Here is a 23,462-nt window from a genome sequence, read left to right as displayed (position 1 = left end):
TAATGAATTTTAAGTCGCGCTACTTGTTTGCACCTCTCTGCTCACTTTCTTCACTAAACCCTGTAATACATTTCCAGGCCCAACTTCCACAAAATCTGTAGCACCGTCTGCGATCATGTTAGTGGATGTTTGTGTCCACCTCACTGCACCGGTTAATTGGGCAATTAAATTTTGCTTAATAGTAGCCGGATCTGTTGTAGGGGCCGCATTTACATTTTGATAAATTGGGCAAACAGGTACTAAAATGGTGGTTTTTTCTATGGCGTCCTGTAATTCTACTTTAGCAGGCTCCATCAAAGGGGAATGAAATGCTCCTCCAACATTTAGTTTTAGTGCTCTTTTGGCACCCGCAGCGGTTAATTTTTCACAGGCGATATCAATTCCTTCTATGCTGCCAGAGATAACCAGTTGGCCCGGACAATTGTAATTAGCTGGGACTACGACTTCATTGATACTCGCACAAACTTCTTCCACAACTTCATCAGCAAGGCCTAAAATCGCCGCCATGGTAGAAGGCTGAAGTTCACAGGCCTTTTGCATCGCATTTGCTCTCGCGATAACTAATTTTAAACCATCTTCAAAACTCAATGCGTTGGCAGCCACTAATGCTGAAAACTCTCCCAAAGAGTGTCCGGCAACCATTTCAGGCTTAAAACCTTCTCCCAACGTTTTGGCTAAGATAACAGAATGCAAAAATATAGCCGGTTGTGTTACTTTGGTTTGTTTAAGTTCTTCATCCGTACCGCCAAACATGATATCGCTAATTCGGAAACCGATAATCTCATTTGCCTTTTCAAATAAATCTTTTGCTAATGGGTTTTCATAAAGATCTTTGCCCATCCCTGAAAATTGAGCGCCTTGCCCTGGAAATATATATGCTTTCATATTGTTGGTTATTCGTTGTTGGTTGTTCGTTATTTGGATTTTTGGTTGTTTGGGTGTCTGGTTTTAGGTGTTTGGTTTTAGGTGTTGAGTTGTTAATTGTTTGTTAGGTCGGTTTGTTCGCTGTTCGTTCTTTGGTTTTTTGGGTTAATTTTAATCGTTGTACCCGTCATTGCGAGGTACGAAGCAATCTAGTCATGAGATTGCTTCGTGCCTCGCAATGACGGGAGTTCTCGCAATGACGGAAGCCCCGCAATAACCGGGCTCCCTAATGCAAATCTGCCGTTATCAACCTCAAAAACTCGGCCCTGGTTTTATCATTTTTTAAAAACTCACCGGTAAACGCCGAGGTAGTTGTTACAGAGTTCTGCTTTTGTACACCCCTCATAGCCATGCATAAATGTTTACATTCAACAACCACCGCCACACCTGCTGGCAGTAAGGTATCCTGTAAACAATCTCTTATTTCATCTGTTAACCGTTCCTGAACTTGTAACCTTCGTGCAAATGCATCCACAACACGGGGTATTTTGCTCAGCCCAACTATATGTCCATTTGGAATATAAGCAATGTGTGCTTTACCAAAAAAAGGTAGCATATGATGCTCGCACATAGAGAAAACCTCGATGTCTTTAACCACCACCATCTGACTATAATCTTCTTTAAACATAGCAGAACGAAGAATTTCATCCGGACGGATGTCATAACCATGTGTAAGATATTGGAGAGCCTTAGCCACCCGTTCTGGAGTTTTAAGTAAGCCTTCACGTTCTGGGTTTTCGCCAAGTTTGCCTAAAATGTCTCTATAGTGATGAGCAACCGATGAGATCTTCTCATCATCATAGCGGTCTATCTTTTGGTAGCCCAAAACTTCGTCGTCGTGATCGTATTTATCGTTCTTCATGGATAATTTTATATTTTAACCAAAGTACTCTACAAAGTTATTCTCCGTTTCGTAAATTTTTATACAATGTAATTGTGCGCCACTTTCATTTATATAAGGACTTAAGATATTCCAGATGGCGATCGCCAAATTTTCAGTAGAGGCCAGAATTCCTTTCATAAAATCTACATCCAGGTTTAAATTCCGATGATCAACCTGATCGATCACATGAACATTGATCAAGTGCTTTAGCCATTTCAAATCTACTAAAAACCCCGTTTCCGGGTTTACTTCTCCCTTTACAGTTACATATAACTGATAGTTATGCCCATGCCAGTTAGGGTTGGCGCACTTGCCATAAACTTCGGTATTCTTATCTTGGCTCCAATCACTTCTGGATAATTTATGCGCAGCATTAAAGCTCTCGCGACGTGTGATATAAATCATTGTTTAAAAATAAAAAACAAATATACGGAATGTTTAATTTGGTTACCTGGTTAATTGCATTAATTGGTTGAGTGTTTTAATTGGTTATTTGTTAAATTGCTTGCGAAATGGAAGAACCAATGCGTGAAAAAACCCTGATTGTAGCGGCAACATATGAGGAATTGGCCGAAACTTTCGACTACTTTAAATGGGCAAAAGGAAATTTTGTTCAAGGCACTTTATTTGACGTTATTATTACCGGCGTGGGGATGACAGCTACTGCTTTTGCGTTAGGGAAACACTTAAGTAACGATTATAGTTTAGTGTTAAATGTCGGGATTGCGGGAAGCTTCGACAAAAATATTGCATTGGCAAGCCTGGTAAACATTAGGACGGATACTTTCTCGGAGCTGGGTGCAGAAGATGGGGAAAGCTTCCTTAATCTAGAGGATCTTGGTTTTGGCAAATGTTCTTTTACTTCTGGTTTTACCTCAAATATCGAGCTGATTAAAAAGTTGCCGGCAGTAAGTGGAATTACGGTGAATACCGTCCACGGTAATATCCGAACCATTCACAACTTGCTTCAAAAACACGCTGTGCAGACAGAAAGCATGGAAGGTGCGGCAGTATTTTACGCTTGCCAGCAAATGAACATCCCTGTTTTACAGGTTCGAAGTATTTCCAATTATGTAGAACAAAGAAATAAAGAAGCCTGGAAAATTGGACTAGCCATAAAAAATTTAAACGAATGGTTAATCAATTATATTAATTTTGCACAATGAAGCTTACTTTAGGTTTTTCCCCTTGTCCGAACGATACCTTTATTTTTGACGCACTCATACACCATAAGATTGACACGGAAGGCTTAACATTTGACGTTTCGTATCATGATGTAGAAACGCTAAACCAAAAAGCCATGCGGGGCGAATTAGCGATTACCAAACTTAGTTTTAATGCATTTGCTCATGTAGTAGATCAATATGCACTGCTAAACGCAGGTAGTGCGCTAGGTTTTGGTGTGGGTCCGCTGTTAATCTGCAAACAGGAAAACCTGGCAAAGTTTAAAAGCCAATTGTCGGCCGCAAGCTGCCAGCTAAGAGCCGGAATTCCCGGCAAATACACAACTGCCAATTTTTTATTGAGCATTGCTTACCCACAGCTCCATGATAAAACTGAAATGGTATTTAGTGAGATCGAGTATGCTTTGCTAAATGATCAGATCGATGTTGGTTTAATTATACACGAAAATAGATTTACCTATCAAGAAAAAGGCCTGGCTAAAATTTTAGACCTTGGAGATTATTGGGAGCAATTAACGGGTTGTGCTATTCCCTTGGGCGGAATAGTTATTAATCGAAAAATCGATCTTGCTATACAGCAAAAGGTAGATCGATTAATTAGAAAATCGGTGGAATACGCCTTCGCAAATCCGGGATCCGGAATTGACTTTATCCGTAAACACGCGCAGGCCATGAGTGAAGAGGTTATGTACAAGCATATCGAATTATATGTTAACCAGCACACTGTAAACCTGGGTAAGGATGGCAGAGCAGCCATCGACAAATTATTCAGCATGGCACAACAACAAGGCGTTATTCCGCCCTTTACCCAGCATATTTATGTAGAGGGAGCGTAAACTTATTGCGCACAAGGACCGGTCGGAATTTGCTTGCTAATTTTCAGCAATTTTGTAACCACCATTGTCGAGTCGTAGTTAGCTGAACTTGCTAAGGTATCTGACTTGATAAAGTGGTATTCTACCTCAATATAAACAGGCAAATAGGGTTTTTCAAATGCTAAATTCTGATAGGCAAGTTCCAGTGTTTTCGCACTATCGGCTACCCAATATTCCTTACCACTTTCGCAGACAGTAAATAATTTTAACTCGGGTCCGAAACTATATAAGCCTTTTGCAACCTGAACTTTTGGTTTGTCTTTCGATTCCTTTTGATCACCCGCACAGGCCGACATTAAAAGCGCGGCTATTAAAACTGAAAAAATCCCTATTTTCTCTTTTAGCATAACTAGAGGTCTTGATTTAATTTATCTATCTTCTTAACGCTTAAATTGGCTGCTAATGATGAGGCGACAGCAGAAAATATGCTAACAGTTATAAAAACCAGCACAAAATCACTCCATTTTAACCCTATTGGGTAAGCATTTGTCGTTAGCAGCGTGGCCTCCCCCATTTTAACCAAGCCATATTGCTGTTGTAGCAGGCAAAAAACATAACCCACAATCAATCCAAAAATACAGCCTGTTAAAGTAATCATTAGTCCCTCAACAAAAAATATGCGTTTAATTAGTTTTTTACCGGCACCCAAGCTACTTAGAATGGAAATGTCTTTCAATTTTTCTATCACCAGCATGGTTAAAGAACCAATAATATTAAATATAGCGATAATTACGATAAACGTTAAAATGATGTACACCATCCATTTTTCTGAGCCCAATACATTATAGAGAGCCTGATTTTGTTGAATTCTGTTCTTCACGACAAACGATTCTCCTAAAGCCTGCTCCATCTTCTTTTTAAGCGCTTCTACATCCACATTTTCATTTAAATTAATTTCAATAGCAGATACCTTATGTGATTCTCGAAATAGTTCTCTCGCAAAAGATAGCGGTACGATCACCACATTATCAAAATCCTGTTGAATCTCAAAAATACCTGCCGGCGAGATCGCAAAGGAGGTAAAGTCGTCCATTGGATTAATAGACGGTGCCTTTAGCCCTTTTTTTGGGGAATAGATTTGCAGTTTATTGAATGGGTCGCTCGGATTAATATTTAGAGATGCATTGAGTGCCGAACCCACTACCGCATTCGGGCCTGCTTCATTTTCCAATACAAACTGGCCATCGACCATGATGCTATCTAAGCTTTTATTCTTTAAAAAGTCTTCGCTAACCCCCTTTATCAATGCGGGAGATTTCTTATCGTTATTTAATACCAATGCATTTTCTGATAAGACCTCGGTAAAGGAATAAATGTCCTTATTCGTTTTTAACTTTTGGAAATAAGCCGTGCGAGGCTCGAAAGTTTTACCCTTGGCAGGCGTAATAATCAGTTGTGGGGTAATCGTATTGAACATTTTTAGCACAACATCCTCAAATCCATTGAACACTGAAAGGATAATTATTAACGCGGCAGTCCCCACAAAAACACCTAATACCGAAATTGCCGAAATAATATTAATGGCATTCGTAGATTTTTTTGCAAAAAGGTAGCGTTTAGCTATGTAAAATGCGGTGTTCACAGGGTAAAGATAACTAAATCAAGAAAGGATTGTTCATCTTCTCAAAACCAATTGTTGTAGCAGGGCCGTGCCCAGGAAAAACCTCACAATCATCTGGTAATTGAAAAACACTTTCTTTGATGCTAGTAATCAGCTGTTGATGATTACCGCCGGGCAAGTCTGTTCTCCCGATACTGCGATAGAATAATACATCTCCGCCGATTAAAAAATTCTCTTCGCCTGCATAAAAACACAAATGTGCAGGCGAGTGTCCGGGTGCAAAAATTAAGTTCAAACTACTATTTCCAAAAGTTATGGTTCCGGTTTCTGGTAAAAATTGTTCCGGTTCCGGACTAAGCTCATAGTGCATTCCCATTTGTGGGGCATAACCTGCTACCGCTTGTAGAATATAAAGTTCGCCTTGGTGAAATTCGGGCTTTAAGCTCCAATTATCATATACAAACTTATTACCCAGTACATGGTCGATATGACAATGCGTATTGAGCAATCGCTCGGGCTTCAAATTATTCGATTTGATAAAAGCAACCAATTCATTCTGTTCGGCACCATCATACATCCCCGGATCAATGATTACGCAAGCACCGCTTTCATCATATAAAACATAAGTATTCTCCTGGTAAGGGTTGAAGGTGAATTTTTTTAAGCTTATCATTTTAAGTTAAATATTAGTTCTTCCACTTAAACGTTTCAATCATCCGGTCTATATCTTTTTTAATAAATTTAATAACCGGTTGAATGGAGTCGTACTGTGGAGCTTCATTAAAATATAGGGCTCCTCTAAAGTAATGCTTTGCGCTATCTGTTAAAAAAAATTGCACCGACGAAGCAGTATTTCCTTCAATTTCATAGTAAATCCCGTACACTTTTTTATCGGGGTAATTAATCAATTTTTGATCTATGGCACTCGCTTTAATGGTATGCTTCATGGCGAGGGTTCTGGCAGCTTCGGTCATTTTGTTATAGTTTTGCTCCGAAAAAACACCATGGTAAGTTAGGTGAAGTCGCCCATTAAACTGTGGAAAATCCAGGTTGTTCCAAAAAGGTCGGGCATCTGCATCTGTATCTTTCGTAATGGTTGCATAGGCGGGATAATCAAATGTAAATGGGGCATCAGAAATATAAGTTCTATAACTTTTTTCTGGAAACTTAATCCGAAAGTATCCTTTTGGTTTAGGGGTATTTACCTGCTCGCCCCCACAGCCGACGATAACGCCCAGCAATAAACATAAAACCATTAATCTCTTCATGCTACGCATTCCATATATACCAAGAGCGTTCTGCCTGAAGATACAACATTTCCAAACCATTTTTGACTTTTGCCCCTTGCTCTTTTGCTTTAGTGAGGAATACTGTTTCCTCTGGGTTATAAACCAGATCGTAGGCCAAATGTGCCTCCGATAATGCCTGATAAGGTATAGGTGGAAAAGAATCCTGATTTGGCGACATTCCCAACGGCGTGGTATTAATCAATAGTTTATACTCATTCAATAACTCCGTCGTTACTGCATCATATAATATAGCGTTTGCAGTTGGCTTGCGTACCACCACCAGAAAAGGGATACCCAACTGACCCAGCACATATTTTACCGCCTTTGCGGCACCCCCATCGCCAAATATTAGGGCTTTTTGATGTTGCTGTTCAAGTAAGGGCTTTAACGACTCAGCAAATCCATAGGCATCCGTGTTAAATCCTTTTAAAAAAACCTCTCCGTTTTGGCGTGTAACCGAAATACAATTTACCGCACCGATTTCAGCTGCTGCACTATCCAATTCATCAAGTAAAGACATGACTGCCACCTTATGGGGTATCGTTACATTTAATCCCCTTAAAGAAGGATTCTCTTGAACAATTGAAGAAACCGACCCGGCATATTCAATTGGAAATAGCTCATAGACACAGTCGGAAATCTGTTCGTTTTTAAATTTCTCTGAAAAAAATTTCTTAGAAAATGAATGGGATAGCGGGTAACCGATTAAACCGAATGTCATTCCTTATTTCACCTGGTTCAAAAAATAATCGAAAGTATCTCCTCTTAGTCCTAATCTAATTGTTTCCAACGGAATAACTTCTGCGGGTGCTATATTACCAAGGTTTACATTGGTTCCAATAAGCTTAATAAACCACACTTGTTGTTCTTTTTGAGGAGCCTCCCATATAATTGTTTCTTCAGGGATCTGCGTTAAAATCTCATCTACCAACCCTTCTCTAACCTCTCCGGTACCACGATAAATACCAACATTACCTCCTTCGCGTGCCTCGGCAATCACTTTCCATGATCCCGCTTCAATCTCTGCTTTCATTAAAGCAATCCATTTATAGGGGGCAAATATTTTTGCAGCATCTTTTGAGCCCACTTCCGAAATTACGGTAACCTGTTCAGCTAATTTTCTAATGAATTCACATTTCTCATCATGTTCAATGTCCATCGAGCCATCAGACACCTCGGCATATTCCATTCCAAATTCTTCTAGCACTCTTCTATAATCATCAAACTGATTACGGATGGCAAAAGCCTCAAATAATGTTCCTCCAAAATAAGTCGGTATCCCCGCGCTACGATAAAGCGCTAATTTTTCTTTCAATTTAGGCGTTACATAAGAGGTTGCCCACCCTAATTTCACGATATCGGTATGTACACCTGCAATATCTATAAAATCTTCAACTTGTCTTAGGCTTAACCCTTTATCCATCACCATTGTTAAACCACTTTGACGAGGCTTAACTGGGCGCTCTGGAATATTATTTAATTTATAATTCATGTATCTATTTTTTTAACCTCATCTGGGGTTATATTGCTGCAAAGGTTAAAAAACTCTGTTATTTTTTAAAATAAACCTCAAAATATTCTATTTAATGTACTTATTAATCACTTCTAGGATTAACCGGTTGTCTTGTAACTGCGGTAAATATTCAAATAAGATGTAATGTTTTTCTGGATCGGTGGTAAGTGCGGTTTCTAAATAGCTAATTGCTTCCTGGGTCTGACCAAGGGCAAAAAGATAGGCAACCATCCTATAGTATAGTTCGGCTGCTTCCGGGTTATTTTTAATTGCCTCAGCTATTGTTTCGGAAGCCTCTACTAATTTACCTTGTTCGTATAACACGGTCGAAAAATCAAGCCAAGCCTCAATATCAAGGGGATTATATTCCAATACTTTATAATAGGCTTCAACAGATTGCTCTATTTGGCCTAATTTATAATAGGCATCTGCTATGGCAAACCAAAAGTCCGGGTTCTCTTCATCCAGCTCCAATGCTTTCTTATAAAAATGTAGAGATTCAAAAAAACGCTCTTCAAAATTTAGCGTTACGCCAATTCCAAACCAGGCATCGGCCATTTTGGAATCCATTTTGACAGATTTTTTGTAGTAAGAGCGCGCCTCATCCATGCGCTCTAACTTTTCATAACACTCACCTATCGCACAATAAGTATCGGCATTTGGCGGTTCGTATTCGAAAGTCTGTTTATACACTTCTATCGCCTCCGCATATTTATCAAGCTGCACCAGTGCATTTCCTTTATTGTAATATGCAGAAGCGAAGTTTTCTTTAATTAAAATCGCATAATCATACGCATCAATCGCCTTTTCAAATAAGTCCATTTTATGGAACGAATTAGCTAAATTATACCAAGCAGCGTACGAATAAGGATCATTGTCTATATATTCCTGATAAAACTGGATGCTTTCTTCCTGCTTATCCAATATATCGTAACAAAAAGCAAGTTCATACAAACCATCTTTGTTCTCCATATTTTGTTCTAAGCTGCGCTTGATGTAAACAATGGCATTTTCATAGTCGTGCATATTCTGATATACATAGGCCATCTGGAGCAAAATCTCATCTGTTGTTTCGGCCAGACCTAATGCTTTTTCAAAATTCTCAAGTGCTTCGGCATTTCTTTCCAAATTATGATAGATATTTCCTCGCAAAACATAAATGTCCGCTTCTGAAGCTTCCAACATTTCGGCTTTCTCTAAGGCAGCAAAAGCCTTATCAACCTGATTGGTAAATAAAAGGAGCTGTGCCTGCTTGATTAAAAATACCGCAGCATAAGGATGTTGATTTAAGGCAAACTCGACTACCTGTAATGCCTTAACAGGATCATTTTTCTCAATGTAATTATCAATTATATACTCGAAAGCCTGTGCATCAAAAAAATACTGGTCTTGATTACGAATCATTTCCTCATAACGCTCAACCGAATTTTGTGCATCTTTATTAAAATCAAATTCAAATTCTTCTTCCATATCTCAAGTATTTAAAGAGCCTCTCCTATTAATTAATACATTATAAGTTTACGTTTTTTATAGAAGTGTGAATAAAAAAATTTTCAACATCCACACATATACGGGGGTAATTAACTAATAATAAAATGCTTAGCACTAATTATTTGTGGATGCTATCAGCTTAATTTTGTTTAGGAGGGTATATACTTATTAAATCGTTGCAAAATAACATATATTTAATTTTAAATCAGTAAAATTCAAGTCATGAAAAAGTTTTATATCCTCGCATTGATCTTATTTATTGGAATAAGCAAGAACAATGCCCAAACGGTAAATCAGGAAGAAGATGCGGTAAAGCAAACTATCAATAACCTATTTGATGGAATGAGAAATTCGGATTCTACCTTTCTCAGAAAAGCTTTTACCCCTAAAAGCATTATGCAGACGATTGCCACCCGAGATGGTAAGGCCATGGTTAGAACCGAAAGTGTTGATGGATTTATCAAAAGTGTAAGTGCTCCACATCCAGAAAAATACGACGAGCGCATTGTATTTACCAAAGTATTAATTGATGGGAATCTGGCCAGTGTTTGGACGGATTATAAGTTTTACGTCGGCGATAAATTTAGCCATTGTGGCGTAAATTCTTTTCAGCTTTTTAAAGGTGATGATGGCTGGAAAATCATTTATTTAATCGATACAAGAAGAAAAGATAATTGTAACTAATTTTACAGCTATGAATACAACGATAAATGATATCTTAAAACAGTTAGCCATCGAAACCAATAACCCTGCTTACAGTACGGGTAATAGTTGGGGCAAGTCGACCAGCGAAAAACTAATTGACAGCTATTCTCCCGTTGATGGCCAGAAAATTGCAGCGGTTGCCATGGCAACCGAAGATGATTACAACACAGTGATCGAAACTGCCCAACAGGCTTTTTTATCCTGGAGAACCGTTCCTGCTCCAAAAAGAGGGGAGATGGTTCGGCAGTTTGGCGAGGCCTTAAGAGCCAACAAAGAAGCTTTGGGCACGTTAGTGTCCTATGAGATGGGGAAAAGCCTGCAAGAGGGTTTTGGTGAAGTTCAGGAAATGATAGATATCTGCGATTTTGCGGTTGGTTTATCTCGTCAATTATATGGTTTAACCATGCATAGTGAAAGACCAAGCCACAGAATGTACGAACAATGGCACCCATTAGGCATTGTTGGGATTATTTCGGCTTTTAATTTCCCCGTTGCCGTTTGGGCGTGGAACACTGCATTAGCTTGGGTTTGTGGAAATGTTTGCATTTGGAAGCCATCAGAAAAAACGCCTTTAACAGCAATCGCCTGTCAACATATAATTGAAAAAGTGCTAAAAGCTAATGATATCCCGGAAGGCGTATCAAATTTGATCATCGGAGATCGGGCTATTGGTGAATTACTGAGCAATGATGGCCGGGTTCCTCTGGTATCCGCGACTGGGTCTACCAAAATGGGCAAAGCCGTTGGTGCGGCTGTCGGTGCTCGTTTAGGCCGTAGTTTATTAGAGCTTGGTGGAAACAATGCGATTATTATTTCGAAAGATGCAGATTTAGACATGTCGATTATCGGAGCGGTATTTGGTGCTGTTGGAACCGCTGGTCAGCGTTGCACCACTACACGTCGATTAATTATCCATGAGCATGTGTACGATGCTTTTGTGACTAAACTTGTTAAGGCATATGGACAATTAAGAATTGGAGATCCATTAGATCAAAACAATCACGTTGGGCCATTAATTGATAAAGATGCTGTCGCAAGTTATTTAGATTCTATAGAAAAGTGCAAAGCGGAAGGAGGTAAATTTTTAGTTGAGGGTGGGGTTTTAACAGGTGAAGGATATACTTCTGGCTGTTATGTTAAACCATGTATCGCCGAAGTTAAAAATGATTACAAAATTGTACAGCACGAAACTTTTGCTCCGATCCTATACCTCATCAAATATAAAACGCTTGAAGAAGCAATCGCCTTGCAAAACGGCGTTCCGCAGGGGCTTTCCTCGGCCATTATGACTTTAAACCTGAGGGAAGCAGAGTTATTTTTGTCAACGCAGGGCTCTGATTGTGGCATTGCCAACGTAAATATTGGAACCTCGGGTGCAGAAATTGGGGGAGCCTTTGGCGGGGAAAAAGAAACCGGAGGGGGTAGAGAAAGTGGTTCGGATGCCTGGAGAGCTTATATGCGTCGACAAACCAACACCATAAATTATTCGGATACTTTGCCTTTGGCCCAGGGAATTAAATTTGATTTGTAAAAAACTCCGGCACTTTGACAAAATTAGAAGTTTGTCGAAGTGCCGGAGTGTATATATATTGAGTTGCTTATTTTCCTAGCTCAGCAATAGCTTCCCATGGTAGGCTTTCTGTTTTTTGTTTTGCAACTACACCAGGTAAGCTGTTTACTGAACTGTTTGCTGCAATAAATTGGTTAGTAGTCATTTGTGCTAAGGAACCTAACATGGCAGTATGATCTTCTGTAGTACCGCTTAATGTTAAGGTTGCATTGTCTTTTACAGAAGTATATAAGCTAACGGTCGAAGCATTGATGTCGGCAGATGATTTATCTTTTAAAATTACATCTAAAGTTAAGAAGCTAACTTTACCGTATGTTTTGATCGTTGCATTATCAGCCAATTGAACCGATGATAGGTTGCGAACATACACCGCTACCGTTAAAGTTTCATCTTGGAATGAGCTAATTCTTAACACGCCATTTTGTTGCTGAACCAATGCGTTTTTTGAATAGTAGCTATCGTAAACTTTTACGCTCTCTGTTGGGGCCTGCATTAAAAGTACTTTCACGTTCCCGTTTACTTCTAATTTTGTAATGTTTTTCACTTGGTTTAAAACAGTGATATTATTTTTTTGATCGTCTGATGATGCGAATGCAGAACTGGTTAAAACTACTGTTGTTAATACTGCTGCGAATAGGGTTTTGATAGAAGTTTTCATATCGTTAATATTTTAAATAATTGTTTATCTGTTAATTATATTTTGTTTTCCTGGCAAATCCTTTTTGGCAGGTTTCGTAAATAAGACGACAGCAAGCGCAAAAGGTTTCATCGTATTTTGGGGTTTTAGACCATAGGTTGTTAACCTTAGACGAACGGCTGTAATTCTTCGACGAACTCGAACCGCTTTGATCAGCAATTTATCCCCTTCGTTAAAATTTATCGAAATATATAGCAAAGACTTACGAAGTTTAACGGAGCTTGCTATATTAACTTTATAAGTCAAAAAAAAATTTGAATACACAACTTTTTGGTGTAAGTTTAGAAATTTTTAGCTGCCTACCTTTTCTTTCTTTTAGCCTTTAACTAATGTTACGCGTAAATAGTTCCAGTCCTTGCAAAATCGTATATTCCTTATGTAAACATGAGTTCTTAGGTTATTTAATTGAGCCTCATATTGTTCAATTAAACCCGCAGGGAGATTTTTCGCTAACCTATCAGCGATTATTTACCCATACCGCACAAGAATTTGCCAAACACCTAACAGAGCTTGATTTCAAACTGATTAAAATTCTCGACGAAACCGAACAAGATTTTATCATTAAGAAATACCATAAAAAAGCGATTAGACCTTTTGAATTCTTCAGCAAGTTTTACGACGAGAAATTTTACGACAGTGTTCGCCCTAAGATTGAGAAGAAGCTAGCAGAAGTTTTGGAGACCTTAAAAGTAGCCGACGGCCTTTATCTGATGGATAAGGATGGCTGGCCCGCAGAACGAAAAATTGAGCTGGCTACAGAACCCGCAACAGTGCTCTTTCATTTTAGAAAAAGCGAAACAGAAACCCGGTACTTTCCAACAATTAAATATCAGGGATTGCGCATCGACTTTATGTTTAAGGATGCACAGATCGTGTGTAACCAGCCTGCATGGCTCTTGCTAAATGATGTACTTTATTTTTTTGAGCAGGACATTGAAGGCAAAAAGCTAATGCCTTTTTTAAACAAACGTTTTATCACTATTCCGAAAGCAACTGAAGAAACCTACTTCGAGAAGTTTGTTGCTCCGCTAATCGAAAAATACCATGTATATGCGGAAGGCTTTGAGATTAAAACTGAAAAACATGAAGCCACTGCTATTATCAAAGTCATTTATGTAGACGGAGGCATCTCACAGATCCAGCTCTACTTTAAGTATGGAACTTATGCTTTTGCAATGGGCAATGAACATAAAGTTACCGTACGTTTAAGCAAAGAGGACGACAACTATACCTTTACCCGGATTAAGCGAAACAGCGAATGGGAAAAGCAAAAATTTGTCTTCCTATTAAGTTTGGGGCTAAAAAAGATCAGCGCCATTTTTCATCACTTGGAGCTTCCAAAATTAACCGAAAACGACAACCCCTCTTATGCAATTATTACGTGGGTAAACGAACATATAGAGCTATTACAAGAGAACGGATTTGAGATAGAGCAGGCAAGCTCCGGAAAGCGATTTGTTTTTGGGACCAATAAAATTGATTTCGACATCAAGGAAGATAACGATTGGTTCGATATCAAGGCGATCGTTTACTTTGGCGCACACCCTATTCCTTTTATTGCATTAAAACAGCATATACTTCATAAAAAAAGAGAGTTTATCCTCCCCGATGGGGATATCGCCATCATCCCAGAGAAATGGTTTACACAATACAGCAGTTTATTTAGTTTGGCCGACGGGAGCAAGGGACTTAAACTTAAAAAACACCACGTTGGTTTGATTAACGATTTGGCTGAAGATAGTTTAGCCAATGTCACTTTAGATAGAAAACTGCAACGTCTAAATGATTTTGAAGATATTTCGGACACGACCATGCCTGTAAACTTTAAGGGGGATCTGCGTCACTACCAGAAAGCTGGTTACAACTGGTTTAGCTTTTTACGGGAATATAATTTCGGGGGTTGTTTGGCAGATGATATGGGTTTAGGTAAAACCATCCAAACATTGGCTATGCTACAAAAACTAAAAGAAGAAGATGAACAAAACGCTACCCATAGCACTTCTTTAATTGTTATGCCAACCTCATTGATCTATAACTGGCTAAACGAAGCAAAAAAGTTTACACCGAAACTTAAAATTCATGCCCATACCGGGACTTTCAGAAATAAAGACATCAGCCTCTTTCATAAATACGACCTCATTATTACTACCTACGGTATTACACGAGTTGATGTAGATCTTTTAAGTGGTTTTTACTTTAACTATATTATTTTGGATGAAAGCCAGAACATTAAAAATCCTTCCTCCAAATCGTTCAAAGCGGTAAGGCTCTTAAAATCCAGACATAAGTTGGTGTTAAGTGGTACGCCGGTGGAGAACTCGGTTGGCGACCTATGGACCCAATTAACCTTTCTTAATCCCGGATTGTTGGGTACACAATCATTTTTCAATGAAGAATACGTGCAGGCCATTGAAAAAAGGAAAGATGAAGAAAAAGCAAAGAAGCTCCAGGCTATCATTAAGCCCTTTGTATTACGCAGGACGAAAGAGCAGGTAGCGGCAGAACTTCCCCCTAAAACCGAGCATATCTTTTATTGCGATATGAGCGAAGATCAGGCATCCTACTATGAAAAAACCAAATCGGCCTACCGAAATGATTTATTAACCAGCATGGATAATGGAACTTATGCTAAAAAACAAGTTCAACTACTCCAAGGTTTAACGGCGCTACGGCAATTGGCGAACCACCCAGTGATGATCGATGACACATACGACTCGGACTCTGGGAAGTTTGAAAACGTTATGCATACGTTAGACAATGTATTGAAAGGCGGGCATAAGGTTCTAATTTTTTCCCAATTTGTAAAGCACCTCGGCATTTTTAGAACAAGCTTGGAAAAAGAAGGCATTACCTATGCCTACTTAGATGGCGGGACAAAAAACCGGGGTGAAATTGTAGCGGAATTTCAAGATAACAAAGACCTTAAAGTATTTTTGATTTCGATAAAAGCAGGTGGAGTTGGTTTAAATTTAACGCAGGCAGATTACGTCTTTATCTTAGACCCATGGTGGAACCCTGCAGTTGAGCAACAAGCGATTGACCGTACCCATCGCATCGGGCAGGATAAAAAAGTGTTTATCTATAAATTCATTTCAAAAGATACGGTGGAGGAAAAGATTTTAGCCCTTCAACGACGCAAAAAATCATTGGCCAACTCCTTAATCACTACCGAGGAAAGTTTCTTTAAATCGTTAAGTAAAGATGATATTAAGGAGTTATTGAATTAATGCCAGATACTCCGCTCTACTGATCATCTCTGCGCCCATACTCAATAAATGCTCGTTGGGCACTTGACAATCGATTAATTTGACCTCATCTTTTTGCGCTAAATAAATGAGTGCGAGTTTAGACGCATTGCTTACCTTACTAAACATGCTTTCGCCACAAAAGACATCGCCAACCATCACGCCATAAAGTCCTCCCACTAGCTCATCTCCAGCCCAAACTTCTACGCTTTTGGCCAGGCCGTGTCCATTTAAATTGATATAAGCTGCCTGCATTTCGTCGGTAATCCATGTTCCATTCTGGCCAATTCTTGGAGTTTTCGCACAATTGTAAATTACTTCAGCAAAAGCCTCGTTTTCGGTGATTTTAAGATTTCCATTCTTGATTACCCTTTGCATGCTTTTGCTAATCTTAATCCGATCAGGGAAGATAACACAGCGCGCAGGCGGTGAATGCCATAATATTGGTTCACCTTCACTAAACCAAGGGAAAATCCCACTTTGATAAGCTAACAATAATCTTTCCTTACTCAAATCCCCACCAATTGCCAATAATCCATGATCATCTGCCAGGGTAGGATCCGGGAATATAAGAGAATCTTCCAGAAGGTTAAATATCATAAAATGTGTTTGCCCTGGTGTAACATCTGGTTATATATTTTATCTTAAAATTATGAGTTTTATAGGAAATGTTATCTGGGTTATTTTTGGCGGGATTTTTATCTTCTTCCAATACATTTTTGGTGGACTGGTATTATGCTTAACCATTGTAGGCATTCCTTTTGGCGTTCAGTGCTTTAAATTTGCAATCGTGGGCCTGGCGCCTTTTGGCGTTAAAATAACTGACACTTCCTCCAACATCGGCTGTTTATCTACCATTATGAATATCATTTGGCTGGTATTCGGCGGAATTTGGATTGTATTAACCCATCTGTTATTCGGCTTATTCTTCTGCATCACCATCATTGGTATCCCGTTCGGATTACAGCATTTTAAACTCATGAACTTAGCCTTTTCGCCATTCGGAAAATCTATTGGATAAAAACTACTCTGCTTTACTAAAGACCATTAGCACCTGCCCATCTTTCATTAATGACAATTTACCACCAGCAACACTTCCAGAATTCACACTTTGCAGGTCTGCCGTAAACTTCGTCTCAGCTTCCGCCAATTCATTGCAAAACATTTTGGTGCTAAAAAGTTGACTAAACTGAATTGAATTACCATTAAAAGAGGCATTGCCCCCGTACGTATTGCAAAAAGCCTTTCCGCCAATTTTATTACCCTCGCTAATGTTTAACGTTGCCTGAGCAGCAGTAGGCATGATTCTACCGGGCCATTCTGTTAAAACCCACTTAGAATTATTTTTGGTAGCTGTATCTAGTTCTTTAGCGCATGAACTCAATCCAAGAATGATCACGAATGCAAAAAATAGGTTCTTCATAACATTGATGTTTTAAACTATTTATAAATATAAAACTTAGCTCACAATTAATTTAATTTTTTTAGAGTGCGATATGGCTTCTTTACTATTTGCAAACAAACACGTTTCAACACCTGTTTGTTTAATTTTTTCCAAAAGCTGCTCGGTTATGTCTTGTCGCTCTGGTCTTATATTTCGAATATAAACCGCAGCCATATTTCGACTATATTTTTCTGATATCTTTTGATAAATAGCGGGATCCTGCTGCGAATTATCACCAAAGAATACGAACTGCTGATTTGGAAAAGCGTCGATAATCCGCATGACTCTTAATAGCTTGCCCTCGTGTCCGGTTTTTCCAGTTTTAATTAGATTTTTCCACCGTTTAAGCTGATTTAATAAAAATGTGCCTTCAGGAAGTTCATTAAACCTGAACATTTCCACTAAATAATCGTACAAGTTCCACTCGCTGCTCGATACATAGAAAAATGGGTTTGGCTGCTCAATAGTTGTATGGGCATTGGCCAGCAACTGATAATGTTCTTTGAGGGATTCAAAAGTCTTTCGCGTCCTGGGATTTTTAATAAAAAGCTCCCTTAATCTTTTTGCCATTCTAGCAGAATGAGAGATCATGATGGTATCATCGATATCGGAGATGAATGCGTATTGTGTGATATGAGGTACATACAACTTCCCATCTGAAAATGCAATTATCTTATTTTTATCATCTAAAGCTTCTACTTTCACATCATGCCAACCCGCTTTAACATCCTCTTTAGCCTCCCATTCAAACTTAAAAAATCCATCATATTCTGCTGTCTGATCCACACGCTGGTCGTAAAAATGCAAGCGGACCTTAGCGAAAGGGAAAGGCTTAACGACAAATAGTTTAAAAAGATGTAAAATATTTACAAGGATATTATTGCTGAAGATTTGGGTAGTTTTTGCTTTAAACTTAAAAACATGCCCATATAATACCAGATTATGGGTATGGCCGTAGCCATGATATACTTTAACACTTGCATCGCCCATATGATATTTAAAACAGATTAATCATTAAGTTGTTTGTAATGCGTGTAAATTATAGCTTGTGAAACCTAAACAACAAAAACTATTGTTCATCATAAATCCCGGCTCTGGTAGTGGAGATATTGATTATAAAACAGAGATAATAACTTTTTTTAAAACCCAATCTACTACCATCGAAACGTATGAATTACCGGTTTCCTGTAGCCTTGATCAATTAAATGCTATCATTAAAAAGGCTAAAGCCGACCGGGTAATTGCCGTAGGTGGCGATGGTACTTTAAAGCTTGTATCCGAATGTTTGGTCGACACAGAAACGCCTATAGGCATTATTCCGGCAGGATCTGCCAATGGCATGGCTAAGGAGCTTGGTATCCCATTGGAGTTGCAAGAGGCGATTGAATTAACTATAGCGGGAAAAACAAAAAAAATCCATGCTATTAAGGTTAATAAAGAGCTCTGCATTCACTTATCTGATATCGGATTTAACGCTTATATCGTTAAAAAATTCGACGAATTACCAGAAAGAGGAATGCTTACGTATGCGAAAGCTGCATGGCATGCATTTTGGAACCATAGAAAAATGGATGTAAGCTTTACAGCAAATGGACGAACAATTAAGCAAAAAGCTGCTATGGTAGCATTGGCGAACGCCACAAAATATGGGACTGGTTTACAAATTAATCCAGACGGAAAATTGGATGATGAGTTGTTCGAAGTTATTCTCGTGAAAGAATATGCGGTCATGGAAATCCTTAAAATATGGATTAGCAAACTACCTTGGAATCCGAAAAAGATAGAAAGCTTTCAGGTTTCGGCGCTAAAGATTAACACCAGACATAAAGTACATTTTCAGGTAGACGGCGAATATCTGGGCAGAGTTGATTCTATCAATGCTAAAATTATGCCGAGGGCGTTAAACATCATTATTCCGGCAGACTGAGCTGTATTTTTACTGTTAAATACAGTCTAATAAACTCCGCAACAAAGCACAGTTTTAGCAAACTATCAAACCAAACATCTTCAAATAACCCCAAAGCCTCAGGTATAAATGTGATAAAACCAACCGAGAAAATATAAAGATATAACCGAAAAGGAAACTGGATATAATACAAGATCAGACCAAATTTTTTACCTGAAATCAGACCTATTACGCCTATTGCCATAATAATAAAAATTGGCAGCAATAAGATGGCCTGTATTTTTTCGGAAAGCTTTGCGGTCGATAAATAAGCATAGTTTTCGACTTTCACCCATAACTGCATCCCCAAAAAAACCAACGATAAAATATCTAATGCCGCAAAAGATCGGAGCGTTATTCTCATATTAATTACAGTATTTAGCCAGTTGGTCATTGGCCTTATCAGAACCCATATATTTTACAAAATTAAAATCAACGCAGGCTCCATCTCTATCTCCCTGTTTAATCTTTTTTAACCCAGCACTTATTTTCTCTTCCAGATACTCCTCATTAATTCCTAAATCCGATTTAATTTTTAAGACTGTCAGCTCTTCCTCTTCGGTAGTGTTACCTTTTTCTTTGCGCTTGTAATAGCTCATGACAACATTTGTGAGTTCAGTTTCTGCCTTATAAGCCCTTATAGCCATCGCAATTGCATTTTTATCTTTGCTTTCACAGCCGTAGCCACTTAAACTAAAGCTCATAGGTATGAGCACTAGTGATAAAGTATCATGATTTGCAGGCAATATCCATTTCCCACTACTTAATTTAATCAACCTTAAAGCCTCATCATCTAAATCGGTTCCAATGCCTTTTATAATCGTAGCCGAATAAACTTCGCCTTTAGAATTTAATTTGAAGCCTACATCTACCGTGCCTTGAATACAGTTTTGCAAAGAGAATGCCGGGTATAGGGTATTACGCTTTAGAAACTCCTCCAAGCCACCTTGCAATGCGGGCTCTTGAGCCCTGGCACTGAATGCAAAAAAAATAAGAAAAGCTACTAGGAGGTTCATGGTATTAAATTTACATATTTATTTTTATATTAGACTTACGAAGTTGCCCGTACAGCGTTCCATTTAAACTTGGCAAGTCAATCTTTACCTCATGCATTTGCGTTGTTCGGTTACTGCTTAATACACCCGTTCAAAAACCCCTGGGTAGCCGTGCATGCGCTCTGCATTCGGCTGCATCGGGGCACAGCCAATGCACGGCAAACGCACGGCTATATTAAACGACTATCGAAGGAATACCGAAGGGCTCCTCAGACAGTGACCCCAAATGTGGCCGACAGTACTTGTGTTGGATCTGGGCAATTTTCCAAATAGCGTTCTCTTTTAGAAAATTGACAAACACCTGGATAATCACCTCGCAAACCTTCCATATCAAACATCAGCTGAAAGTGCAAATGTGGTGGCCAGTACCCATTTTCTTCTTTAACACCGAATCTGGCAAATTGTTTTCCAGCCGCTATGATTTGCCCCTCATTTAAATCTTTCAATGAGGCAAGGTTTAAATGGCCATATAAGCCAAATAAAGTAAGTTCGCCTAATTGATATTCCAAGATTATCGTTGCGCCATAATCGCCAAAATTATCATTAAACTCAAAGCTATGAACCTTGGCTTCATAAAAATTATAAATTGACGTTCCCGCTGGCCCCCATATATCAACACCTAAGTGAAGCCTTCTGGGTTCTGTTACTGTATCAAAGTGCCCACTACGACTATAAATAGTACGGTGTTCATTATAACCTCCAATGCCATAGGTTGCACCATGCTCACTCAATTGCTTGTCCACCCAACGGGAAAATAGCTCGGTATCTGCCAGTATTTCTGGTGTTAAATCGGTGTTACTTGCAGTAAAATTGAAAGGAAATAACGAGTCTTTAGTAGCATCGAAATCTACAACCTTTCCAATTTGATTATTTGGATCACCTAAAAATTCTTGAAGTTTTTGCAGGGCATTCATTGTTAAAAAAATTAAATTCCAAATCCCATCCCTTTCGCTCCCTGCGTTAAGCTGAACACATAAACATAGTTATAAATAAAGTGTGAAAGCGCCCCAAAATTCACAAAAACGTGCCATAGCTCGTGACTGTGAAAAAAGCGATTAAGCGGTTTATCTTTAGCATAATAATAGGTTCCCCCCACGTAAAACACACCTCCTAAAATTAACCAAGCAATGGCGCTCATTGGCAAAGTTTCGAGCATCTTTTTAAGAAAGGGGATAACCAGGCAACCCATGGCAATGTATAAGCCCGTCGATACCGCACCGCTTTTCAATCGGTTAAAAATTTTAAGCAAACAACCCACAATCGCAATGAGCCAAACTATTCCAAAAATAATCCAGCGTAAATTACCTTCAAAAACCAATAATGCCGTGGGAGTAAAGGATCCCGCAATCATTAAATAAATACAGCAGTGATCAAATTTTTGCCAAAAACGAATACCATAAGGAGTTTTAGGCACGCTGTGATAAATGGAACTTACACTAAACAGGATGACAATCCCCAGTCCGTAAATTAAGGCCGCTGTGTATTCAAAATAATTTGCCGCTTCCTGCAACAAAAGGTACAAGCCCAGCAGGGCCAGAATAGCAGGAACAAAATGGGTAAAAAAGTTTCCGGGTTCGCGGATATACCTATTGCTGTTCATCAGTTTCTTCGTCGGTCGATTTCCGCTCGCTTGCTATCTTATTGAATATCTTATCCATATGCTCTACATATTCATTCGTATCATCCACAAAAAATGACAAGGTTGGAATTACCCTGGCTTGGTGACGGATGCGAGAACCTAGTTTATATCTTATCTCGCTAGCGTGTGAATTGACAGTAGCAACCGATAAGCTCGTGTTGTTTGTATTCAAAAAACTCAGGTAAACTTTTGCAACAGCTAAGTCCGGCGACACTCTCACTTTTGTGATCGTAACCAATGTATTGGGCAAATATGCAGCTCCCTCACGTTGAAAAATAGCAGCAAGCTCTTCCTGTAATAAACCTGCAAATTTCTGTTGTCTTTTAGTTTCCATAATCATTATTTCTTTACTTCATTTAAAACGAACTGCCACGATGGGTACTTCGATTCCGTTTCAGCTTGCTGCTGATAGGCCCTTAACATGCCAGACTCAAAGTAATCTGCCAAAGCAATGCTTGTCCGTGCTGCAGAGGGATTAAATAGCGTACCCGCAATATAACCCTTTTCACCATTGTCTGCACGTTTTTTATCAAAAGCTGACTTTGAGTTTACCCATTCTGCATGCGTTTTTTCGCCACTAAAATAAGGTAGAAGCCATGCTATCGATTTTTTTAAAGAATTTCCTTCTTTAGATTGGTACGTATAAAAATTTTTTGTGGGCAATGTAGCTCTTGTTAAAATCATAGCGACAACCAATAAGGGGTCAACATCGTAAACGTGATAATGCAAAGCATCTCTTTCATGGAAATCAAAGCTACTGCCATCGCTCTTTAAATTGCTCGAAATTTGAGCCTTATATCTTTCCATGGCATATTGCAATAAGGCTGTATCTTCCAAAGCAGCCGCAACTTGGCTAATTGCCTTTATACGATGAGAATTCCAGTTGTTAAAACTCTTGCCACTTCTTTTATTACTTACCGCCTGATCAAATGTTTTAATTTCTTGCTTCGCAACCAGGCTTAACCATGATTTAACAGCCGACACTACTGGTGGCTTTAGCTCCGTTTTTAAGAGATCATAGGTGAAAATAATACGATCCAAATTGGTGTCGTTAATCGGGTTACCTTGGGGTTGGTTCCGTTTTGCCCAGGCCAGCAAAAATTCGCTTGCTTTATCCAAATACTTAGCAGAGGAAGTTACCTTATAGGCAAGGCCAAGGGCATATACTTTTTGCATATCCTCCAGCGACTTCCATGTTTTTGTTTTGCGCGGATCCCCTTGCAATATACCTTCCGATAAAATAGTGTCTGCAGGATTAGGTTCTGCAGTCAGTGCTTCATCAGCGGTTTTTAACAAGCCCAGCCAATGATTTTTTACGTCGGCATTCGCACCGATAAGCGTTTTTAACTTTTCTAACTCAGCGTCTTTTAGGCTAACTATTTGCCCATGAACATGAAAAAAAACAGCACTGAAAATACTGAAGAGAAAAAGCTTTTTCATCC

Annotated in this window: 27 protein-coding genes; 7 read left to right on the top strand and 20 right to left on the bottom strand. The window is 38.9% G+C overall.

The annotated features are described in order from the left end of the window. Nucleotides 1-9 precede the first annotated feature (9 nt). The 3 genes from fabD to BM207_RS00530 all read right to left on the bottom strand — a co-directional run bounded on the left by fabD (nt 10) and on the right by BM207_RS00530 (nt 2,212). The gene (gene fabD, locus BM207_RS00540; RefSeq protein WP_090991607.1) at nt 10-885 is read right to left on the bottom strand and encodes an ACP S-malonyltransferase; all 876 of its coding nucleotides are present in this window, start codon (nt 883-885) and stop codon (nt 10-12) included. Between the two features lie 265 nt (nt 886-1,150). Further along, entirely contained in the window at nt 1,151-1,786 is a 636-nt protein-coding gene (gene folE, locus BM207_RS00535) for a GTP cyclohydrolase I FolE (RefSeq protein ID WP_090991606.1), read from the bottom strand. A 15-nt stretch (nt 1,787-1,801) separates the two neighbouring features. Next, entirely contained in the window at nt 1,802-2,212 is a 411-nt protein-coding gene (locus BM207_RS00530) for a 6-pyruvoyl trahydropterin synthase family protein (RefSeq protein ID WP_090991605.1), read from the bottom strand. A 107-nt stretch (nt 2,213-2,319) separates the two neighbouring features. Here BM207_RS00530 and mqnB point away from each other — a divergent pair, with 107 nt between their 5' ends. Both mqnB and BM207_RS00520 read left to right on the top strand, forming a co-directional pair. Then, a complete protein-coding gene (gene mqnB / locus BM207_RS00525) occupies nt 2,320-2,973 on the top strand; it encodes a futalosine hydrolase (RefSeq protein WP_245767993.1) in 654 nt (217 codons plus the stop codon). After that, nucleotides 2,970-3,827 carry a menaquinone biosynthesis family protein gene (locus tag BM207_RS00520; protein ID WP_090991604.1) on the top strand — a complete coding sequence of 286 codons (858 nt, stop codon included), beginning with the start codon at nt 2,970-2,972 and terminating at the stop codon, nt 3,825-3,827. Before mqnB ends, BM207_RS00520 begins: the two co-directional genes overlap by 4 nt. Nucleotides 3,828-3,829: 2 nt before the next feature. On the opposite strand, the gene BM207_RS00515 is transcribed toward BM207_RS00520, so the two are convergent. The 7 genes from BM207_RS00515 to BM207_RS00485 form a co-directional block, all read right to left on the bottom strand. After that, complete coding sequence (locus BM207_RS00515) at nt 3,830-4,213, bottom strand: hypothetical protein (RefSeq protein ID WP_177217024.1); 384 nt, start codon at nt 4,211-4,213, stop codon at nt 3,830-3,832. Nucleotides 4,214-4,215: 2 nt separating this feature from the next. Continuing rightward, nucleotides 4,216-5,448, bottom strand: coding sequence for an ABC transporter permease (locus BM207_RS00510; RefSeq protein ID WP_090991603.1), 1,233 nt, complete (start codon nt 5,446-5,448; stop codon nt 4,216-4,218). A 13-nt stretch (nt 5,449-5,461) separates the two neighbouring features. Continuing rightward, nucleotides 5,462-6,100, bottom strand: a complete 639-nt coding sequence (locus tag BM207_RS00505; RefSeq protein ID WP_090991602.1) for an MBL fold metallo-hydrolase — start codon at nt 6,098-6,100, stop codon at nt 5,462-5,464. A gap of 13 nt (nt 6,101-6,113) precedes the next feature. Further along, nucleotides 6,114-6,695, bottom strand: a complete 582-nt coding sequence (gene gldD, locus BM207_RS00500; RefSeq protein ID WP_090991601.1) for a gliding motility lipoprotein GldD — start codon at nt 6,693-6,695, stop codon at nt 6,114-6,116. 1 nt (nt 6,696) lies between these two features. Further along, nucleotides 6,697-7,437, bottom strand: coding sequence for a shikimate dehydrogenase family protein (locus BM207_RS00495; protein WP_090991600.1), 741 nt, complete (start codon nt 7,435-7,437; stop codon nt 6,697-6,699). A 3-nt stretch (nt 7,438-7,440) separates the two neighbouring features. Further along, complete coding sequence (locus tag BM207_RS00490) at nt 7,441-8,208, bottom strand: phosphosulfolactate synthase (protein WP_090991599.1); 768 nt, start codon at nt 8,206-8,208, stop codon at nt 7,441-7,443. 87 nt (nt 8,209-8,295) lie between these two features. Further along, nucleotides 8,296-9,699, bottom strand: a complete 1,404-nt coding sequence (locus BM207_RS00485; protein WP_090991598.1) for a tetratricopeptide repeat protein — start codon at nt 9,697-9,699, stop codon at nt 8,296-8,298. 243 nt (nt 9,700-9,942) lie between these two features. On the opposite strand from BM207_RS00485, the gene BM207_RS00480 reads away from it, so the two are divergent. Together BM207_RS00480 and amaB are read left to right on the top strand one after the other, a co-directional pair. Beyond that, nucleotides 9,943-10,404 carry a nuclear transport factor 2 family protein gene (locus BM207_RS00480; RefSeq protein ID WP_090991597.1) on the top strand — a complete coding sequence of 154 codons (462 nt, stop codon included), beginning with the start codon at nt 9,943-9,945 and terminating at the stop codon, nt 10,402-10,404. Nucleotides 10,405-10,414: 10 nt separating this feature from the next. Beyond that, entirely contained in the window at nt 10,415-11,956 is a 1,542-nt protein-coding gene (gene amaB, locus BM207_RS00475; protein ID WP_090991596.1) for an L-piperidine-6-carboxylate dehydrogenase, read from the top strand. 67 nt (nt 11,957-12,023) lie between these two features. Here amaB and BM207_RS00470 read toward each other — a convergent pair whose 3' ends face one another. Further along, nucleotides 12,024-12,653, bottom strand: coding sequence for a GIN domain-containing protein (locus BM207_RS00470; protein WP_090991595.1), 630 nt, complete (start codon nt 12,651-12,653; stop codon nt 12,024-12,026). 368 nt (nt 12,654-13,021) lie between these two features. On the opposite strand from BM207_RS00470, the gene BM207_RS00465 reads away from it, so the two are divergent. After that, the gene (locus BM207_RS00465) at nt 13,022-15,919 is read left to right on the top strand and encodes a DEAD/DEAH box helicase (RefSeq protein WP_090991594.1); all 2,898 of its coding nucleotides are present in this window, start codon (nt 13,022-13,024) and stop codon (nt 15,917-15,919) included. Here BM207_RS00465 and aat read toward each other — a convergent pair. Beyond that, nucleotides 15,908-16,537, bottom strand: coding sequence for a leucyl/phenylalanyl-tRNA--protein transferase (gene aat, locus BM207_RS00460; protein ID WP_090991593.1), 630 nt, complete (start codon nt 16,535-16,537; stop codon nt 15,908-15,910). The genes BM207_RS00465 and aat overlap by 12 nt on opposite strands. Nucleotides 16,538-16,589: 52 nt before the next feature. Between aat and BM207_RS00455 the strand changes: the two genes are divergently transcribed. Continuing rightward, nucleotides 16,590-16,958: a YccF domain-containing protein gene (locus BM207_RS00455; protein ID WP_090991592.1), complete on the top strand. Its 369-nt coding sequence runs from the start codon at nt 16,590-16,592 to the stop codon at nt 16,956-16,958. Nucleotides 16,959-16,961: 3 nt separating this feature from the next. On the opposite strand, the gene BM207_RS00450 is transcribed toward BM207_RS00455, so the two are convergent. Together BM207_RS00450 and BM207_RS00445 are read right to left on the bottom strand one after the other, a co-directional pair. Continuing rightward, nucleotides 16,962-17,360, bottom strand: a complete 399-nt coding sequence (locus BM207_RS00450) for an META domain-containing protein (RefSeq protein WP_090991591.1) — start codon at nt 17,358-17,360, stop codon at nt 16,962-16,964. A 36-nt stretch (nt 17,361-17,396) separates the two neighbouring features. After that, on the bottom strand, nt 17,397-18,371 hold the full coding sequence (locus tag BM207_RS00445; RefSeq protein WP_090991590.1) for an App1 family protein: 975 nt from the start codon (nt 18,369-18,371) through the stop codon (nt 17,397-17,399). Between the two features lie 58 nt (nt 18,372-18,429). Here BM207_RS00445 and BM207_RS00440 point away from each other — a divergent pair, with 58 nt between their 5' ends. Next, nucleotides 18,430-19,308 carry a diacylglycerol/lipid kinase family protein gene (locus BM207_RS00440; protein WP_090991589.1) on the top strand — a complete coding sequence of 293 codons (879 nt, stop codon included), beginning with the start codon at nt 18,430-18,432 and terminating at the stop codon, nt 19,306-19,308. Here BM207_RS00440 and BM207_RS00435 read toward each other — a convergent pair. From BM207_RS00435 to BM207_RS00410, 6 genes are all read right to left on the bottom strand, one after another. Next, a complete protein-coding gene (locus tag BM207_RS00435; RefSeq protein ID WP_143095895.1) occupies nt 19,292-19,690 on the bottom strand; it encodes a hypothetical protein in 399 nt (132 codons plus the stop codon). The two genes, BM207_RS00440 and BM207_RS00435, sit on opposite strands and share 17 nt — an antisense overlap. Nucleotide 19,691: 1 nt before the next feature. After that, on the bottom strand, nt 19,692-20,342 hold the full coding sequence (locus BM207_RS00430) for a TonB family protein (RefSeq protein ID WP_090991587.1): 651 nt from the start codon (nt 20,340-20,342) through the stop codon (nt 19,692-19,694). A gap of 248 nt (nt 20,343-20,590) precedes the next feature. Further along, the gene (locus tag BM207_RS00425; RefSeq protein WP_090991586.1) at nt 20,591-21,295 is read right to left on the bottom strand and encodes a peptidoglycan DD-metalloendopeptidase family protein; all 705 of its coding nucleotides are present in this window, start codon (nt 21,293-21,295) and stop codon (nt 20,591-20,593) included. Between the two features lie 11 nt (nt 21,296-21,306). Further along, nucleotides 21,307-21,981, bottom strand: a complete 675-nt coding sequence (trhA, locus tag BM207_RS00420; protein ID WP_090991585.1) for a PAQR family membrane homeostasis protein TrhA — start codon at nt 21,979-21,981, stop codon at nt 21,307-21,309. Next, on the bottom strand, nt 21,968-22,354 hold the full coding sequence (gene rbfA, locus BM207_RS00415; RefSeq protein ID WP_177217023.1) for a 30S ribosome-binding factor RbfA: 387 nt from the start codon (nt 22,352-22,354) through the stop codon (nt 21,968-21,970). The genes trhA and rbfA overlap by 14 nt, the downstream gene beginning before the upstream one ends. A gap of 5 nt (nt 22,355-22,359) precedes the next feature. Next, nucleotides 22,360-23,460 carry an alginate lyase family protein gene (locus BM207_RS00410; RefSeq protein WP_090991583.1) on the bottom strand — a complete coding sequence of 367 codons (1,101 nt, stop codon included), beginning with the start codon at nt 23,458-23,460 and terminating at the stop codon, nt 22,360-22,362. Nucleotides 23,461-23,462: the final 2 nt, after the last annotated feature.

This window comes from Pedobacter insulae (assembly GCF_900113525.1).
Classification (GTDB): Bacteria; Bacteroidota; Bacteroidia; order Sphingobacteriales; family Sphingobacteriaceae; genus Pedobacter; species Pedobacter insulae.
The sequence above is the reverse complement of the archived record's forward strand: the minus strand, read 5'-3'. Positions and strand labels throughout refer to the sequence as shown.